The 16,080-nt window shown below is 71.7% G+C and carries 16 protein-coding genes and 1 pseudogene; 4 read left to right on the forward strand and 13 right to left on the reverse strand.

The genetic code is table 11. The features are described 5' to 3' along the window. Positions 1-76: 76 nt before the first annotated feature. Positions 77-1,708 (forward strand): ABC-F family ATP-binding cassette domain-containing protein, encoded by a 1,632-nt coding sequence (locus ABZY12_RS31095; protein ID WP_356896206.1) that lies wholly within the window; start codon positions 77-79, stop codon positions 1,706-1,708. Between the two features lie 461 nt (positions 1,709-2,169). Beyond that, entirely contained in the window at positions 2,170-2,334 is a 165-nt protein-coding gene (locus ABZY12_RS31100) for a hypothetical protein (protein ID WP_356896208.1), read from the forward strand. Here ABZY12_RS31100 and ABZY12_RS31105 read toward each other — a convergent pair. The 5 genes and pseudogenes from ABZY12_RS31105 to ABZY12_RS31125 form a co-directional block, all read right to left on the reverse strand. Next, positions 2,312-2,869: a GNAT family protein gene (locus ABZY12_RS31105; protein ID WP_356896210.1), complete on the reverse strand. Its 558-nt coding sequence runs from the start codon at positions 2,867-2,869 to the stop codon at positions 2,312-2,314. The genes ABZY12_RS31100 and ABZY12_RS31105 overlap by 23 nt on opposite strands. A 116-nt stretch (positions 2,870-2,985) precedes the next feature. Further along, positions 2,986-3,120: pseudogene (locus ABZY12_RS31110) on the reverse strand (ABC transporter substrate-binding protein); the annotation flags it as partial. Further along, positions 3,075-3,656, reverse strand: a complete 582-nt coding sequence (locus ABZY12_RS31115) for an ABC transporter permease subunit (RefSeq protein ID WP_356896234.1) — start codon at positions 3,654-3,656, stop codon at positions 3,075-3,077. The pseudogene ABZY12_RS31110 and the gene ABZY12_RS31115, both read right to left, overlap by 46 nt. Positions 3,657-3,985: 329 nt before the next feature. Continuing rightward, on the reverse strand, positions 3,986-5,236 hold the full coding sequence (locus tag ABZY12_RS31120; protein WP_356896212.1) for a cytochrome P450: 1,251 nt from the start codon (positions 5,234-5,236) through the stop codon (positions 3,986-3,988). A gap of 249 nt (positions 5,237-5,485) precedes the next feature. Next, entirely contained in the window at positions 5,486-6,136 is a 651-nt protein-coding gene (locus ABZY12_RS31125) for a UdgX family uracil-DNA binding protein (protein WP_356896214.1), read from the reverse strand. Positions 6,137-6,314: 178 nt separating this feature from the next. Here ABZY12_RS31125 and ABZY12_RS31130 point away from each other — a divergent pair, with 178 nt between their 5' ends. After that, on the forward strand, positions 6,315-7,283 hold the full coding sequence (locus tag ABZY12_RS31130; RefSeq protein ID WP_356896236.1) for an LLM class F420-dependent oxidoreductase: 969 nt from the start codon (positions 6,315-6,317) through the stop codon (positions 7,281-7,283). A gap of 75 nt (positions 7,284-7,358) precedes the next feature. Here the strand turns inward: ABZY12_RS31130 and ABZY12_RS31135 are convergent, their stop codons facing one another. From ABZY12_RS31135 to ABZY12_RS31170, 8 genes are all read right to left on the reverse strand, one after another. Next, a complete protein-coding gene (locus tag ABZY12_RS31135) occupies positions 7,359-7,763 on the reverse strand; it encodes a nuclear transport factor 2 family protein (RefSeq protein ID WP_356896216.1) in 405 nt (134 codons plus the stop codon). Between the two features lie 74 nt (positions 7,764-7,837). After that, complete coding sequence (locus ABZY12_RS31140) at positions 7,838-8,224, reverse strand: VOC family protein (protein ID WP_356896218.1); 387 nt, start codon at positions 8,222-8,224, stop codon at positions 7,838-7,840. A gap of 182 nt (positions 8,225-8,406) precedes the next feature. Beyond that, positions 8,407-9,237, reverse strand: coding sequence for an ammonia-dependent NAD(+) synthetase (gene nadE / locus ABZY12_RS31145; RefSeq protein ID WP_356896220.1), 831 nt, complete (start codon positions 9,235-9,237; stop codon positions 8,407-8,409). A 217-nt stretch (positions 9,238-9,454) separates the two neighbouring features. Then, on the reverse strand, positions 9,455-11,047 hold the full coding sequence (locus ABZY12_RS31150) for a molybdopterin-dependent oxidoreductase (RefSeq protein ID WP_356896222.1): 1,593 nt from the start codon (positions 11,045-11,047) through the stop codon (positions 9,455-9,457). A 128-nt stretch (positions 11,048-11,175) separates the two neighbouring features. Beyond that, positions 11,176-12,090: an amino acid ABC transporter permease gene (locus tag ABZY12_RS31155; protein ID WP_356896224.1), complete on the reverse strand. Its 915-nt coding sequence runs from the start codon at positions 12,088-12,090 to the stop codon at positions 11,176-11,178. Beyond that, positions 12,087-12,752 (reverse strand): amino acid ABC transporter permease, encoded by a 666-nt coding sequence (locus tag ABZY12_RS31160; protein ID WP_356896226.1) that lies wholly within the window; start codon positions 12,750-12,752, stop codon positions 12,087-12,089. Before ABZY12_RS31160 ends, ABZY12_RS31155 begins: the two co-directional genes overlap by 4 nt. Before the next feature lie 10 nt (positions 12,753-12,762). Then, positions 12,763-13,608, reverse strand: coding sequence for a glutamate ABC transporter substrate-binding protein (locus ABZY12_RS31165; protein WP_356896228.1), 846 nt, complete (start codon positions 13,606-13,608; stop codon positions 12,763-12,765). A 42-nt stretch (positions 13,609-13,650) separates the two neighbouring features. Further along, positions 13,651-14,406 carry an amino acid ABC transporter ATP-binding protein gene (locus ABZY12_RS31170; RefSeq protein ID WP_356896230.1) on the reverse strand — a complete coding sequence of 252 codons (756 nt, stop codon included), beginning with the start codon at positions 14,404-14,406 and terminating at the stop codon, positions 13,651-13,653. Positions 14,407-14,586: 180 nt separating this feature from the next. Here ABZY12_RS31170 and ABZY12_RS31175 point away from each other — a divergent pair. Continuing rightward, a partial coding sequence (locus ABZY12_RS31175; protein ID WP_356896238.1) for an ABC transporter substrate-binding protein occupies positions 14,587-16,080 on the forward strand: 1,494 nt, incomplete at its 3' end.

Genomic DNA, 16,080 nt, shown 5'->3' on the forward strand with positions numbered 1-16,080 from the left:
GTTCGTCGTACCCCTTTCCAGCACGTCTGCCCGGGGCGGAGCTGTCTGCGCCCCCAGCCCTCTCGAGGTCACCTCCATGTCCTACGCCATCGTCTGCTCGAACCTGTCGTTCGCCTGGCCCGACGACACCCCGGTCTTCCACGATCTGTCCTTCACCATGACCACCGGCAGCACGGGCCTGGTCGCCCCCAACGGCTCCGGCAAGAGCACCCTGCTCAAGCTGATCGCCGGCGAACTGCGGCCCGCCACCGGCACGGTGTCCGTCAGTGGCACACTCGGCTATCTGCCGCAGACCCTCCCCCTGACCGGTGACCTCACCGTCGCCGAGGTGCTCGGCGTCTCCGCGGTGATCCGCGCCCTGGACGCGGTCGAGTCCGGGGACGTGAGCGAGGAGCACTTCACCACCATCGGCGACGACTGGGACATCGAGGAGCGCACCCGCGCCGAACTCGACCGTCTCGGCCTGGCCGGTCTCGCCCTCGACCGCAGCCTGAGCACGCTCAGCGGCGGCCAGGTCGTCTCGCTCGGCCTCGCCGCACAACTGCTCAAGCGCCCCGACGTCCTGCTGCTCGACGAGCCGACCAACAACCTCGACCGGGATGCCAGGCGCAAGCTGTTCGACGCGCTGGAGGGCTTCAACGGCCTGTTGCTGCTGGTCGCCCACGACCGCGCCCTGCTCGACCGCATGGACAGCATCGCCGAGCTCAGCAGCACACAACTGCGTTTCCATGGCGGCAACTTCACCACCTACGAGGAGGCCGTGCGGGCCGAGCGGGAGGTCGCCGAGAAGAACGTCCGCAACGCCGAGCAGGAGCTGAAGCGGGAGAAGCGGGAGCTGCAGCAGGCCCGCGAACGCGCCGAGCGCCGTGCGAGCAACGCCGCTCGCAACCTCAAGAACGCCGGGCTGCCGCGCATCTTCGCCGGCAACATGAAGCGTGGCGCGCAGGAGTCCGCGGGCCGGGCCGGCCAGACGCACGCGTCCCGGGTCGGCGAGGCCAAGACCCGCCTCGACGAGGCCGAGCGCGCGCTGCGTGAGGAGCAGCGCATCACCCTGGACCTGCCCGACACCCAGGTGCCCGCCGGACGCAACCTCTTCCTCGGCGAGGCGATGCAGGTGCGGCACGACGGAAAGGACGTGTTCACCGAGGGCGGCGTCGACCTCTCCGTACGGGGGCCCGAGCGCATCGCGCTGACCGGGCCCAACGGAGCCGGCAAGACCACCCTGATGCGGCTGATCACCGGCGAACTCACCCTGGACAGCGGGGAGATCAAGCGCGGCGACGGCCGCGTCGCCTATCTCTCACAGCGTCTCGACCTGCTGGATCTGGACCGCACGGTGGCGGAGAACTTCGCCGCGTTCGCGCCCGAGCGGCCCGAGGCGGAGCGGATGAACCTGCTCGCGCGCTTCCTGTTCCGCGGCCCCCGGGCGCACTTGCCCGTCGGCGTGCTCTCCGGCGGCGAACGGCTGCGCGCCACCCTGGCCTGCGTCCTGTGCGCTGAACCGGCCCCGCATCTGCTGCTGCTCGACGAGCCGACCAACAACCTCGATCTGGTCGGCGCGGGCCAGCTGGTGAGCGCGCTCAACTCCTATCAGGGCGCGTTCATGGTGGTCAGCCACGACGAGCGGTTCCTCGCCGACATCGGGGTGAACCGCTGGCTGCGGCTCGCCGACGGAACGCTCGAGGCGACGGGAGCCCCCGCGGTCTGAGCCGCCGACGTGTGCGGGGGCCCCAGCCCGCTGTGCTCGCCCATGACCTCGTCCGCGAGGGGCCGGCGACGGTGGGGCAGGGCCGTGATCCGCGGCTGGAGCCGGAAGGGGCGGCGGGAGAACGCGGCGCCGGTCCCGCCGGGGTGAGCTGCGGCGACACCGGATGGAACAGTGGGTCGACGCGACGAAGGGAGCACGTTTCTCCGAAGGCCGATCCTCGGTGGGCGTTCTCCCGCGCCACGACAGCGGAAGGGTCAAGCACGTGATGACGAACCGCAGTTGGGCGGCAGCGGCCGGACAAACCTCGGGGGGGCAGCTCTGTCCGGCCGAGGTGGCGCCACCCGAGGCGGGACAGGCGCCCCCCTTCTTGACTGGTGACGAACGAGCGTGTTGCCCGTCAGGGCGGTGACGATGATCTCGGCCCACCGATGCTGGAAAGCGAACCTGGACGGAAGCGGCGGATGACGGGCGTGGTCTCGATGGTCACGGCGGGGCGCGCGTTCGGCGCGTTCGCACTCGGCGGCACCGCTGACGGCGCACCCGGCACCGCCGACGGACCCGCCAGGCCGACGGTCGTCCTGGCGGGCGTGCCGGTCTGGCGGTTCAGCTGGTGGGTGATGCCTTGATCACGTCCGCCGGTACCTCGAAGACGATGCTCAGCCCGTCGCGCTCGTTCCCCCGCTCGCCCACGCGCGTGAAACCGAAGCCCGCGATGGTGGCCAGGGAGGCCTGATTGTCGGATCTGATGGTGGCCCTCACGGTCCTGACGCGGGGTTCATCGGCGGCTCTGACGAGCAACGCCGTCAGCATGGCGCGGGCATAACCCTGGCGGCGGTACGCGGGCACGACGGTGTAGCCGACCTCGACCACGCCGGCCTCGTCCGGCGGCCCGTGGAACCCGGCGTCGCCGACGACGGCCCCGTCCGGCTCGGACACCGCGGCCCGCGTGGTCCAGGGCGCGGCGGACGGGTCCGCGGCGAGTTGGTCGGCGCGATGGCCGAAGATCCAGCGGGCCCGGTCGCCGACGAAGTGTTCATCGAGGGCGACCCCGGCCTCGGCGCTGCCGCCGGCGAGGTCACCATCGGCAAGCGCCCGCAGCGCCTTTGCGCTGAGCTCGACGAAGCGGACGCGTTTGGGGATGGAGAGAAGTTCGTTGTTCATCGCGGCGATGGTCGCCCAGCACCGGAGGGCTGTCCATCGCATTACGGCGCCGACGGCCCTGACGATCGCCCGATCCGGAACCGCTGAGCGGCGCGCGTTCACCGACGCACGGAGGTTCAGGTGGTGGCCGGGAGGAGCTTCTTCTCCCGGAGGTAGTTCCTCGCGACGTCCTCAGGGAGGCGGCGCCAGCTGTCGACCTGCTCGTTCAGGTGAGCGAGGTCGGCCGTGGTGAGGACCGTGTTGAGGCGGCCGTGATGATCCGGCCGAGCCCGCCGCCGCCGGCGAGGGCGGCGACGGTCGCGGTGGCCACGAGCTGCACGGCGGCGACGCGCACGCCGGTGAGGACCAGGGGCAGCGCGAGCGGCAGTTCGACCCGGAACAGCATCTGGCTCCCGGTCATCCCCATCCCCCGGGCGGCCCGGACCACATCGGCGTCGACGCCCCGCATCCCGACGTACGCGTTGGTGAGCAGCGGAGGTACGGCGAACAGCACCAGGGCGATGATCGTGGGCCGCTGTCCGTACATACCGATGGGACTGAGCAGCAGCAGGACCAGGACGGCGAAAGTGGGCACCGCGCGGCCGATGTTGGAGAGGTTGACGGCGAGAGCGCCGCCCTTGCCGAGGTGTCCGAGGACCAGCGCGACCGGGAGGGCGACGGCGCAGCCGAGCGCGAGGCAGACCACCGTCAGGAAGAGGTGTTCACCGAGGCGGTGCCACACGTCGTTCTCCCCCGACCAGTTGGCGGCGCTGGTGAACCAGTCCCAGGTGGCCGCGAGGGTGTTCACGCCCCCTGCCCGCGGGTCGCCTGCGACGGCCAGGGGCACGGCGAGCAGCAGGCCGAGCGCGACCGAGACCGAGGTGAGCTGAACGTGCTGAAGCACGGCGTCGGTGAGGATCTCGCTCCGCGAGGACAGATGGGCGCCGCAGATCCACTCGTTGCGCGCGAGGCAGTCGTCGGGGGCGCGGTCATTCCCTCATTCCAGGCCGCGCCCCGCGTGCGCGCACGCGGGACCGGGCCGTTCGGGGATGCCGGGCAGGGCACGGTGGGGGGGCCTCGGCGTCGGGTGGTGCTCCTCGGGCGGGTGCGTGGAGCAGGGGTGTCGAGCCCGGGGCGTCACCCGGGGTGGGGGACGAGGCGGAAGCCGCTGCGGGGGCGGGTGGGAACGCGGTGGAGGGGGATCCTGAGGTCCTGCTCCGGAACGGAGTACTCCAGCCGGGCCAGTTCGATCGAGAGCGCGGCCAGGACGGCGACGGTGATGTCCTCGCCGGGGCAACGATGGCCGCTCTTGGCGTCGCCGCCGCCCTGCGGGATCAGCTCGTCGCGGTGCGGTGTCGGGCGCAGGAAGCGTTCCGGGTCGAAGCGGTACGGGTCGTGCCACAGCTCCGGGTCGTGGTTCTGACCGTAGACGTCGAGCAGCACGAGGGTGTCCTCGGGAATGCGCTCCCCCCGCCACCGGAGGTCGGTGGTGGCGAGGCCGCCGACGAACGGCGCGAAGGGGTAGAAGCGCCGGACCTCGTGGGCGAAGGGTTCGGCATACGTCTCGGTGTACGGCTCCGCGTACGAGCCGTCGTCCTCGCGCAACAGGTGCCGCTGTTCGGGCCGGCGGTCCATGGCATGGGCGGCGAAGGTCACGAACCAGGCGATGGCGACGGTGGGCCGCACGATGTTGAGGAGCTCGACTGCCGCCGTCCGCGGATCCAGGAGCACGCCTTCGGCGTCGCGGTGGTGCACGACCGCGTCGAACGGGGTCGCCGGGGCGCGCGTCGCACCGGCCCTGGCTTCCTCCACAAGGCCCGCCAGGGTCTCCTCCTGGCGGGCGCGGGCGCGCCGGGCCTTCAGATGGCGGGGACCCGGGGTGGCGAAGCCGTCGACCATGGCGACGCAGTCCTGGGCCATGCGGCGGGTCTGTTCCTCGGTGAGCGGGAGTCCGGTCCAGGCGCAGACGGCGCGGGCCAGGACGAGCGCGGCCTCGTCGAAGAGGACGACTTCCCGGCCGTGCGGCGGGGTGAAGGCCCGCTGCCACTCCGCCCGGACCATGTCGACCAGTTCGGCGACGGCCGCGGGCTCGGTGAGCTCGGTCATGAACAGGGCTTTGCGCACGCGGTGGTCCTCGCCGTCGAGCGTGTGGACGGCGCCGCGTCCGAAGAGGGTGTCCAGGACCGGCCCGGGCAGGGCGTCGTGGCGCCGGACGTGTTGCTCGTCGTAGAAGAAGCGGACGGCTTCGGGGCCGTGGAGGGCGATGGCGGGCCGCCCCAGGAGCCGGGTGCGCACGGGGGCTCCGCCGGTGCGACGGCGCCGGTCGGGCAGCCAGGCGTAGCCCTTGAGGAGCAGGGCGGCGGTGCTGTCGAGTGTCATGGGGGCCATGTCCGCCGGGTGCCCTCTCCGCCGGGAAACAGTCGTGCGGAGCGCCGGACCACCCGCGGGCCATCCCTCTTTCACCCGTTCGCGGGCGGCGGCCTCGCTGGAGCTACGCCAGGCGGGCACGGCCCGCCAGAGCGCCGGACCACCGGGCGTTCACCCGTTCACGTGCGGCGCGTTCACCCGTTCGCGGGCGGCGGCCCGCTCCGGGCGGCGACCGGCAGGCGCGGTACAGCGCCACGAGACGGACCGGCCTCACAGCGCGCCGGCCGCCACCCTCAGGTCGGCGACCAGCCCCGCGTACGCGGCCTCGCGGTCGTCGGCGCGCAGGACGGCCGAGGGGTGCAGCGTCGCCACCACTTGGGGGCCGCCGTCCACACCGGGCAGGGGAAGCAGCGCACCGCGGTCGGCGCCCACGCGGAAGGAGCGCCCGAGGACGGCCTTGCCCGCCGTCGCACCGAGCACGACCACCACCTTCGGGTCGACGAGCCGCAGTTCGGCCTCCAGCCAGGGGCGGCAGGCGGTCATCTCGCGCAGGCTCGGCGCCTTGTGGATCCGTCGCTTGCCCGGACCGGACTGGGTGAACTTGAAGTGCTTGACCGCGTTGGTGAGATACGCACTCTCCTCGTCGATCCCCGCGTCCCGCAGCGCCTTGGCGAGCAGGCGGCCCGCGGGACCCACGAAGGCCTCGCCCTTGCGGTCCTCCTGGTCGCCGGGCTGTTCCCCGACGAGCAGGACGCGGGCATGGGAGTCGCCGCGCCCGAAGACGGTCGTGGTGGCGTTCTCGAAGAGCGGGCAGCCCCGGCACCCGGCCGCGGCGCGGCGGTAGGCCGCCAGTCCGCCCCGCGCGGGCAGATAGGGAGCCGCGTCGTACTCCTGTCCGGTGCCGACAGCGGTGTCACTCATCGCGCCACACTCCCTGGCCGGAGGTAGGGGTCGGTGCTCCGTCGTGCCCGGTGGAGCGGTTCTCCGCGGTCGGGGCACGGTGCGCCTCCTCGACCGGCGGCTTCCCCTGCCGTACGCCGAGAAACCACCGCGTGCCGCCGCGATGTTTCGCCTCGTCGGCACCGGCAACGCGCGGGGCATGGTGAACATCGGATACACAATGATGACCGAGCAGGCCGGCCCCCGTGACCTGGTGGAGCATGTGGTGCGGGCCGAGGAGGCGGGCTTCGACTTCTCCGTGACCTCGGACCACTACTTTCCCTGGCTGGAGTCGCAGGGGCACGCCCCGTACGCCTGGAGTGTGCTCGGCGCCGCCGCGCAGGCCACCTCGCGGATCCCGCTCATGACGTACGTGACCTGTCCGACCGTCCGCTACCACCCGGCGGTCGTCGCACAGAAGGCCGCCACCATGCAGCTGCTGAGCGAGGGGCGGTTCCGGCTGGGGCTGGGCTCGGGCGAGAACCTCAACGAGCACGTGGTGGGCGTGGGCTGGCCCGCCGCCCACGTCCGGTTGGAGATGCTGGAGGAGGCCGTCGACATCATCCGCTCGCTGTTCGAGGGCGGCAACGTGAACCATCACGGCACCCACTTCGACGTGGAGAACGCCCGGCTCTGGGACCTGCCCGAGGAGCCGCCGCCGATCGGGGTCGCGGTCTCCGGGGAGCGCTCCTGCGAGATCGCCGGGCGCCTCGCCGACCTCGTCATCGCCGTGGAGCCGAAGAGCGAGCTCATCGAGGCCTTCGACCGGCATGGCGGAGCGGGCAAGCCGCGGGTCGGCCAGCTGCCGGTCTGCTACGACACGGACCGGGACGCGGCGGTCAAACGGGCCCACGACCAGTTCCGGTGGTTCGGCGGCGGGTGGAAGGTGAACTCCGAGCTGCCCGGCCCCGAGGGCTTCGCGGACGCCACCCGCTTCGTACGTCCCGAGGACGTGGCCGAGTCGATCCCCTGCGGCTCGGACGTGGATGCCTTCGTCGAGGCGGTCCGGCCGTACGCCGACGCCGGATTCACCGAGATCGCTCTGGTCCAGATCGGCGGCGAGCACCAGATGCCCTACCTCGAGTGGGCGAAGCGGGAGCTTCTCCCGGCGCTGCGCTCCGCGCTCTGAGGTCCGCGTCCCCGACGACACGGCCGACACCCCCGTGGCGCGTGGCGCGCCCGGGGGTGCTCGCCGACCGGGCCGTCACCCCGCCCGGGCCGCCTCCGCCGCCTCCGCCGCGATCCGGTCGAACTGCGCGCCCATCGCTTCCGCCAGGGCCACGGCCGCCGAGAGCGGCCGGACCATGACGACGAAGTCGTCGATCTTTCCCTCTCCGTCCATGTGCAGGAAGTCGCAGCCGTTGATCTCCTTGTCGCCGACCTTCGCCGTGAAGACGAGTGCGTGATCGCGGCCGTCGGCCCCGGCGATCTCGCGGACGTAGCGGAAGTCCGTGAAGACCCGGGCGACCCCGCGGATGATCGACGCGGTGATCGCCCTGCCCTCGTACGGCTTGAAGGCCACGGGGCTGGTGAAGACGACGTCCTCCGCGAGCATGCCCTCGATGGCGGCGTGGTCGTCGGCCTCGACGGCCTTGCGGAAAGGATGCATGCGCGACTCCCCCATAGGCAACTATTTGACTAGGTGCGCATGAGGGTAGCAGTCGTCATCTCTCTGAGGTGTCGTCACCGCTCCTGGAGTACGGAGAGGACGTTCCCGGCGGGGTCGGTGAACCAGGCGACGGTGGGACCGCCGTCGCCCCGCACGATGCCCTTCTCGTCCGCGTCGAAGTCGGGGTAGCGCTCGAAGGTCACCCCGCGTCGGCCGAGTTCCTCCACCGCCGTGTCGATGTCGTCGACGGGGAAGTTGAGGATCGTGAAGGTCGCCGGGGTGTGCGAGTCCTTGGGGTAGACGAGCACCTTGGCCCCGGTGCCGAGGGTGAGGGTGAGCATCCGCATGTCCCCCTCGCCGCTCTCCTCGACCGGGAGGCCGAGCGTGTCGGCGTAGAAGCGCCGGGCCTCGTCGAGGTCGTTCACGGAGAAGCCGCTGAACGCGGCCGACTGTCCGAGCATGGAGGTCTTTCCTTCCGGTCGTGTGACGGTGGACGTCCTCCAGGGCACACCACGCGGCGCGCCAACCGCGCCCCCGCCACGCGGAGGCGTCCGGATGGTCGCGCCACATCACCCGACCACATCACCCGACCACGTCACGCGACTCACGTCACCCGACCACGCGCTCGTCGGCGGTCGCCGCCTCAGGGGGCGATGGGCAGCCGGCGCTTGTGGTCGGTGAGCTCGTAGCGGCGGACGATCGACGCGAAGGCGGACTCGGTCACCGGCTTGCCCTCCAGGAAGTCGTCGATGTCGTCGTAGGTCACACCGAGCGCGTCCTCGTCGGGCTTGCCCGGGTCCAGGGTCTCCAGGTCGGCGGTCGGGGTCTTCCACACCAGCTCGGCCGGGGCGCCGAGGGTCTCCGCGACGGCCCGGACGCGACGCTTGGTGAGCCCGGTCAGCGGGACGACGTCGGCGGCGCCGTCGCCGTACTTGGTGAAGAACCCGGAGACCGCCTCGGCGGCGTGGTCGGTGCCGACGACCAGGCCGTCATGGGCTCCGGCGACGGCGTACTGCGCGATCATCCGCTGCCGGGCCTTGATGTTGCCCTGCACGAAGTCCTGGTGGTGGGCGTCCCGGAAGGTCACTCCCCCGGCGAGGCAGGCCGCCAGCGCGGCGTCGCTCGCGGGCTTGACGTCCACGGTCAGGACCCGGTCGGCGGCGATGAACCCGAGGGCGAGCTGCGCGTCCTTCTCGTCGGCCTGGACGCCGTAGGGCAGCCGCATGGCGTAGAAGGTCGCATCGTGACCGGCGGCCCTGGCCCGCTCCACGGCCAGCTGGCAGAGCCGGCCCGCGGTCGTGGAGTCCACACCGCCGCTGATCCCGAGAACGAGCGCGCGCAGTCCCGTGGAGGTGAGGCGCTCGGCGAGGAAGGCCACCCGGCGCTCGATCTCGGCGCTCGGGTCGAACGTCTCGGAAACCTCCAGTTCCCGGGCGATCTGCTGCTGCACGGCGGTGGCTGCCGGGTCGGTCACGGGATGCTCCTCGGGGTGGGTCGGCGGTACGAGGGGAGCCCGGGCTGCGGAGCCCGGACCGGGGTCGACTCTATGCGGCACGCCCGGCCCGCGGCGCGCCGCCCTCGGGCACCGCGCGCAGCGGTCGGCCTCGTGGGGCACGGGACGCGCCTGCCACGCATCCGACAACGCTCAGCGCGCGAAGCCTTGACGCGCCCGTCCTGTTCCCGCCGCCCGCTCATTCGACCGTCACGACCACCGAATGCCACCCGCTCGCGCCGTCCGGCATGGTGTCCGTGCGGCGCTCCGTCTGGACGGCTCCCGCGCCGTCGGTGGCGCGGACCGTCAGGGAGTGGCGGCCGGGGACGGCCTGCCAGGCGTACACCCACTGGCGCCACGTGTCCCGGCTGTCCTCGGCCGCGAGCCGGGCGTCCCGCCACGGGCCGTCGTCGATCCGCACCTCGACCCGTGCGATGCCCCGGTGCTGGGCCCAGGCAACTCCGGCGATCATGACGGTGCCCGCCTTCGGGCGGGTGTCCGGCCGTGGTGTGTCGATCCGGGACTGGGTCTTTACCGGCGCCCGCGCCGCCCAGCCGCGCGGCACCCAGTAGGCGTCGTAGGCGTCGAACGTGGTGAGCTCGATGTCCTCGATCCACTTGCAGGCGGAGACGTAGCCGTACAGGCCGGGCACGAGCATACGGACCGGGAAGCCGTGGTCGAAGGGCAGCGGTTCGCCGTTCATGCCGAAGGCGAGGAGGGCGTCGCGGCCGTCCATCACCTCCTCGACCGGGGTACCGATCGTCATTCCGTCCACGGACCGGGCGACGAGCTGGTCGGCCGGGCCTCCGGCGGAGGGCGGCCGCACTCCGGCCTCGCGCAGGAGATCGGCCAGCCGGACGCCGAGCCAGCGGGCGTTTCCGACGTACGGTCCGCCGACCTCGTTGGAGACGCACGCGAGGGTGAGGTCACGCTCGACCACCTCCCGGGCCAGCAGGTCGGCGAGGGAGAGGTTCAGTTCCCCGGTCACCCCCTGCCCGTGCACGCGCAGCCGCCAGCCGTCGGCGTCGATCCGGGGCACGACGAGCGCGGTGTCGACGCGGTAGAAGTCCTTGTTCGGGGTGAAGAAGGGGCTGATCCCGGCGATCCGGAGCCGCGCTCCAGGGGGCACGGCGGGCGCGGGCGACGCGGGGCGCGGCAGCCGCAGGGCCCCGCGGGAGGCCACGGCGTCCTGGGCGCGGGTGCCGCCGAGCGCCCTGCCGAGCGCCGCCGCGGCCGTCGCGGCGACGGCGGTGGAGGCGGCGACCAGGAGAAAGCTCCGGCGGCCCGCGCCGGCGGCCTGGTGCGGCTCGGCCGAAGGCCGGGGAGCGAGCAGGCGGCCGATCAGGACGTACAGCAGCACGGCGCCGGCCACGGCTCCGGCCAGTGAGGGCAGCGCGTCCTCGGCGGAGCCCGAATCGGGCCGGCTGATCGCCGCGAGGGCACCGACCACCCCGAAGGCCAGGACGCCGGCCGCACCGCTCGGGCGATGGCGCAGCGCGAGGCGGCCGATGCCGACGGCCAGGACCGCGAGAACGACGAGGATGCCCAGCTCGAGAACGATCTTGTCGCTCGCGCCGAAGGTGCGGATCGCCCAGTTCTTGACGGCCGCCGGGGCCACGTCGACGACGGCTCCGCCGACCGCCGTGACGGGGCCCGCTTCGGGCCGGACCGCGGCGGTGACGAGTTCGGCGACGGCGAGGGAGACGTACGCGGCGAGGAGTCCGCCGAGAGCCGCCAGGAGACGATCGGTGCGCGTGGGCTCGCGCGAGGACGGGGACGGGGAAGTCGTCATGGTCCTCCCTTCGGCACCGGGGCCATCGTGGATGGGCCGATTCACCCATGAGGCCGAGCGTCCGGGGAAGGGGGTGCCGTCCGGGGAAGGGGGTGCGCGCCGGGGAAGTGTGCGCGCGCCGTCCGCGATCACTTCGTGTCGTCGGCCGGTCCGATGTGCTCGCCGGGCCTGGCCAGATCCTCCACCGCGTCGGCGCCGACCACCGCACCCGTCGACTTCTTGGCGCGCCGCAGCCTGCGTTCGAGCCGCCCGGCGAAGGTGGTGAGCGCGAAGTTGAGGGCGACGAAGAGAACGGCGACGACCGTGAAGCTGGCGATGGTGTTGGCGCCGTAGTTCGCGCTCATCGGCCGGACGGAGGCGAGGAGCTCGGCGAAGCCGAGCATCGCGCCGCCCAGCGCGGTGTCCTTGACGATGACGACGAGCTGGCTGACGAGCGCCGGGAGCATGGCGGTGACCGACTGCGGCAGCAGGACGTACGTCATGGTCTGGCCCTTGCGCATGCCGATCGCCTTGGCCGCGTCGGTCTGGCCGGTGGGCAGGGCGAGGATGCCGGCCCGGACGACCTCGGCGAGGACCGAGGCGTTGTAGAGGACGAGTCCGGTGACCACCGCGTACAGCGGGCGCGTCTCCGGGCTGATGTCGGTGAACTCGGAGTAGGCCGCGTTGGCGAAGAGCATCAGGATCAGGACCGGGATGGCGCGGAAGAACTCCACGACCGTACCGGCCGAGGCGCGCACCCACCGGTGGTCGGAGAGCCGTCCGATGCCGAACAGCGCGCCCAGGGGCAGGGCGATGACCATGGCGAGCGCCGCGGCGATCAGCGTGTTCTCCAGGCCCGGGAGGAGGTACGTCGTCCAGGTGCGGGAGTCCGTGAAGAACGGCGCCCACTTCGACCAGTCGAGCTGGTTCTTCTCGGCGAGGCTCAGCACCACCCACCAGATCAGCGCGGCGAGAGCCACCAGGAAGAGCACGGTGTACAGGAGGTTGCGCCGGCGGGCGCGAGGGCCGGGGACGTCGTACAGAACAGTGGGCCGCTCTTTCATCGCTTCACCGCCACCTTCTTGCTCAGCCAGCCGAGGAAGAGGCCGGTGGGGAGGGTGAGGCAGATGAAGCCGACGGCGAAGATCGCGGAGATGAGGATCAGCTGGGCCTCGTTCTCGATCATCTCCCGCATCAGCAGGGCGGCTTCGGCGACGCCGATGGCGGCGGCGACGGTGGTGTTCTTGGTGAGGGCGATCAGCACGTTGGCGAGCGGGCCGACCACCGAGCGGAAGGCCTGGGGCAGCACGATGAGCCGCAGCACCTGCGGGAAGTTGAGTCCGATGGCGCGGGCCGCCTCGACCTGCCCGACGGGCACGGTGTTGATGCCCGACCGGAGCGCCTCGCAGACGAAGGCGGCGGTGTAGCCGATCAGTCCGACCACAGCGAGCCGGAAGTTGATGGTGGTGAAGTCCTTGGCGCCCATGCTGACGCCGAGCGTCTGGAAAAGGCCGAGCGAGGTGAAGACGATGATCACCGTGAGGGGGATGTTGCGGACGATGTTGACGTAGGCGGCGCCGAAGCCCCGCATCAGGGGGACGGGGCTGACGCGCATGGCGGCCAGCAGCGTCCCCCAGACCAGGGAGCCGATCGCCGAGTAGACGGTGAGCTGCACCGTCACCCAGAAGGCGCCCAGCAGGTCGTAACCTTCGAGGAAGTCGAACACGTCGGCCTGCTCACTTGACGATGGTGCCGATCTTCGGCGCGGGCTCGTTCTTGTAGTCGGCCGGTCCGAAGTTCTTCTTCACGGCCGCGTCCCAGGAACCGTCGGCGACCATCTTCTCCAGGGCGGTGTTGATCCGTGCCTTGAGTTCGCTGCCCTTCTGTACGCCGATGCCGTAGTTCTCGTTGCTCAGCTTGAAGCCGGCGAGCTTGAACTTGCCCTTGAACTCGTCCTGTGCGGCGTAGCCGGCGAGGATCGAGTCGTCGGTGGTGAGTGCGTCGACGACGCCGTTCTCGAGACCGGTCAGGCACTCCGAGTAACCGCCGTACTCCTGGAGTTGGGCCTGCGGGGCGAGTCGCGTCTTGACGTTCTGCGCGGAGGTGGAGCCGGTGACCGAGCAGAGCTTCTTGTTGTTCAGGTCCGAGGGCTTGGTGATGGAGGTGTCGTCCGCGCGGATCAGGACGTCCTGGTGGGCCAGGAGGTACGGTCCCGCGAAGTCGACCTTCTCGGCACGCTCGTCGTTGATCGAGTACGTGGCCGCGATGAAGTCCACGTCGCCGCGCTGGAGCAGCGTCTCGCGGTCGGCGCTCTTGGCCTCCTTCCACTCGATGTCGCCGGGATCGTGGCCGAGTTCCTTGGCGACATAGGTGGCCACGTCGACGTCGAAGCCGGTGAAGGTGCCGTCCGGGGTCTTCAGCCCGAGGCCGGGCTGGTCGTACTTGATGCCGACCGTGATCTTGTTGCCGTCGGCGCCGGCTCCGCCGTTCCCTCCGTCGCCGCCGCAGCCTGCCGCGGTGAGGGAGAGGGCGACCGCCGCGGCCGCGGCGACGCCGGCCTTGGTGAGCTTGCGCGGGTTCATGTCTTCACCCCTGGGGACTTCTGTGCGCGCGTCGGTCGTGGCTCAGTGGTGCAGGATCTTCGACAGGAAGTCCTTGGCACGGTCGCTGCGCGGGTTGCTGAAGAACTGGTCCGGCGTCGTCTCCTCCACGATCCGGCCGTCGGCCATGAACACGACGCGGTTGGCGGCGGAGCGGGCGAATCCCATCTCGTGGGTGACGACGACCATGGTCATTCCGTCACGGGCGAGCTGCTGCATGACCTCCAGCACCTCGTTGATCATCTCGGGGTCGAGAGCCGAGGTGGGCTCGTCGAAGAGCATCACCTTCGGTTCCATGGCCAGTGCCCGCGCGATCGCGACGCGCTGCTGCTGGCCGCCGGAGAGCTGGGCGGGGTACTTGTCGGCCTGCGAGCCGACGCCCACCCGGTCCAGGAGTTGCCGGGCCCGTCGTTCGGCCTCCTTCTTGTCCTTCTTGCGGACCTTGATCTGCCCCAGGGTGACGTTCTCGAGAACGGTCTTGTGGGCGAAGAGGTTGAACGACTGGAACACCATGCCGACGTCGGCGCGCAGGGCGGCGAGCTCACGGCCCTCGTCGGGCAGGGGCTTGCCGTCGATGAAGATCTCGCCGGAGTCGATGGTCTCCAGCCGGTTGATGGCCCGGCAGAGCGTCGACTTCCCGCCGCCGGAGGGGCCGATGACGACGACGACCTCGCCGCGTCCGACCGTCATGTCGATGGACTGGAGCACATGGAGCGCGCCGAAGTGCTTGTCGACGTTCCGCAGCACGACGAGCGCGTCGTCGCTCACAAGGACGGGCATGGCACCCTCCAGGGTCACCTCCGCCGCTTACCGCTCCCTTTCACGATTCATGCTCCGCCTTGCGTGCCGCCCGCGCACGCCGAAGGGCGAGCCCGACCTCCCCGATGAAAACGATTGTCATAATGCTAGGGTTCGGTGCTCCACCCACTCATGCGCACACCCAGGTGACCTCCCTTGCCCCTGCCCTCGTCTTCCCCCATACGCCGCCGCGGACTGCTCTCCGCCCTGGCGCTGACCACCGCGTCCGCCCTGCTCAGCGGCTGCTTCGCCGGCCAGACCGGATCGGCCGCGTCCGGCGGCTCCGGCGACGGACGGGTCCGCGTGGCGATGATGCAGCCGCCGCGCTCCGGCCTCTCCCCGCTCTCCGACGACGCCTTCAAGCTCTCCCGCTGGTCCACCGCCGAGACCCTCGTCTCCCTCGACAAGGACGGCAACGCCACCCCCGCCCTCGCCACCGCGTGGAAGCAGACCGGCCGGACCTGGACGTTCACCCTCCGCCAGGGCGTCACCTTCCACGACGGCACGGCCCTCACCGCCGCCTCCGTCGTGAAGTCCCTGACCGTGGCCGCCGGCGCCGCGCCGAAGCCGCGCATCCTCGACGGCGTCGACCTCACCGTCCGGGCCACCGGCCCGCACACGGTCGCCGTCTCCACGGCCGCGCCGGACCCCCTCGTACCGCAGCGGCTCAGCTCGCCGCAGCTGTCGATCCTGGCCGCCAAGGCCTACCGGGGGAAGACGGTCAGCCCGGTCGGTACGGGCACCGGACCCTTCGAGCTCGTCACCGTACGGGGCACCGCGTCGGCCGCGCTGAACCGTTACGACGGCTACTGGGGCGGCCGCGCCAAGGCCTCCGGCATCGACGTGACCTTCGTCCCCGACGGCACCGCGCGCGCCGCGGCGCTGCGCAGCGGCGAGGCCGACATCGTCGAGGCCGTGCCGGTCTCACAGGCCCGGCTGCTCGACCGGAAACTCATCACCGAGGTGCCGATGCCGCGCACCAACACCCTGTACCTCAACACCGCCTCCGGCCCGTTCAAGAACGCCCGGCTGCGGGCGGCGGCGCGCGAGGCGATCGACGCACGGAAGATCGTGACGAGCGTGTACGAGGGCCGGGCCGATGTCGCCGACGGCCTCCTCGGTCCCGCCCTGCCCTGGGCCGCGCAGCTGCGCGGCACCGTCCCGCACCAGCGGGCCGTCGCCCCGAAGGGCGCCCGCATCACCATCGGCACGTTCACCGACCGGGCCGAGCTGCCCGAGGTCGCCCAGGTCCTGCAACAGCAGCTCCAGGCCGCCGGGTTCCAGGTCACGCTCGACGTTCGCGAGTACGCCAACATCGAGGCCGACGCCCTGGCCGGGAAGTTCGACGCCTTCATCCTGTCCCGGGCCACCGTCCTCGACTCCGGCGATCCGGCCGCCTACCTGTACAGCGACTTCGCGGGCGACGGCTCCTTCAACATCTCCCAGCTCGCCGACCCCGCCGTCGACCGCGCCCTGACCACGGCCACGACGACCGCGACCGGGGACGCGCGGCGCCAGGCCGTCATACGGGCCGAGGCCGCCGTCCTGTCCACCGACGCCGCCGTGCCCCTGCTGCACGAGCGCGTCGTCCAGGGCGACGCGGCGCGGGTGCGCGGCGCCGCGCCCCACCCCCCGGAGCGCGCCCGCGGCGCGCGC

This window comes from Streptomyces sp. NPDC006551, from assembly GCF_040611675.1.
Lineage (GTDB): Bacteria > Actinomycetota > Actinomycetes > Streptomycetales > Streptomycetaceae > Streptomyces.

Excerpts from the sequence above, each read along its gene's own strand:
- ABZY12_RS31135 (WP_356896216.1), bottom strand. The coding sequence starts at position 7,763 with ATGCATCCTTTCCGCAAGGCCGTCGAGGCCGACGACCACGCCGCCATC.
- ABZY12_RS31150 (WP_356896222.1), bottom strand. The coding sequence starts at position 11,047 with ATGACGACTTCCCCGTCCCCGTCCTCGCGCGAGCCCACGCGCACCGAT.
- ABZY12_RS31105 (WP_356896210.1), bottom strand. The coding sequence starts at position 2,869 with ATGAACAACGAACTTCTCTCCATCCCCAAACGCGTCCGCTTCGTCGAG.
- ABZY12_RS31165 (WP_356896228.1), bottom strand. The coding sequence starts at position 13,608 with ATGAACCCGCGCAAGCTCACCAAGGCCGGCGTCGCCGCGGCCGCGGCG.
- ABZY12_RS31120 (WP_356896212.1), bottom strand. The coding sequence starts at position 5,236 with ATGGCCCCCATGACACTCGACAGCACCGCCGCCCTGCTCCTCAAGGGC.
- ABZY12_RS31125 (WP_356896214.1), bottom strand. The coding sequence starts at position 6,136 with ATGAGTGACACCGCTGTCGGCACCGGACAGGAGTACGACGCGGCTCCC.
- ABZY12_RS31095 (WP_356896206.1), top strand. The coding sequence starts at position 77 with ATGTCCTACGCCATCGTCTGCTCGAACCTGTCGTTCGCCTGGCCCGAC.
- ABZY12_RS31155 (WP_356896224.1), bottom strand. The coding sequence starts at position 12,090 with ATGAAAGAGCGGCCCACTGTTCTGTACGACGTCCCCGGCCCTCGCGCC.
- ABZY12_RS31130 (WP_356896236.1), top strand. The coding sequence starts at position 6,315 with ATGGTGAACATCGGATACACAATGATGACCGAGCAGGCCGGCCCCCGT.
- ABZY12_RS31170 (WP_356896230.1), bottom strand. The coding sequence starts at position 14,406 with ATGCCCGTCCTTGTGAGCGACGACGCGCTCGTCGTGCTGCGGAACGTC.
- ABZY12_RS31100 (WP_356896208.1), top strand. The coding sequence starts at position 2,170 with ATGACGGGCGTGGTCTCGATGGTCACGGCGGGGCGCGCGTTCGGCGCG.
- ABZY12_RS31140 (WP_356896218.1), bottom strand. The coding sequence starts at position 8,224 with ATGCTCGGACAGTCGGCCGCGTTCAGCGGCTTCTCCGTGAACGACCTC.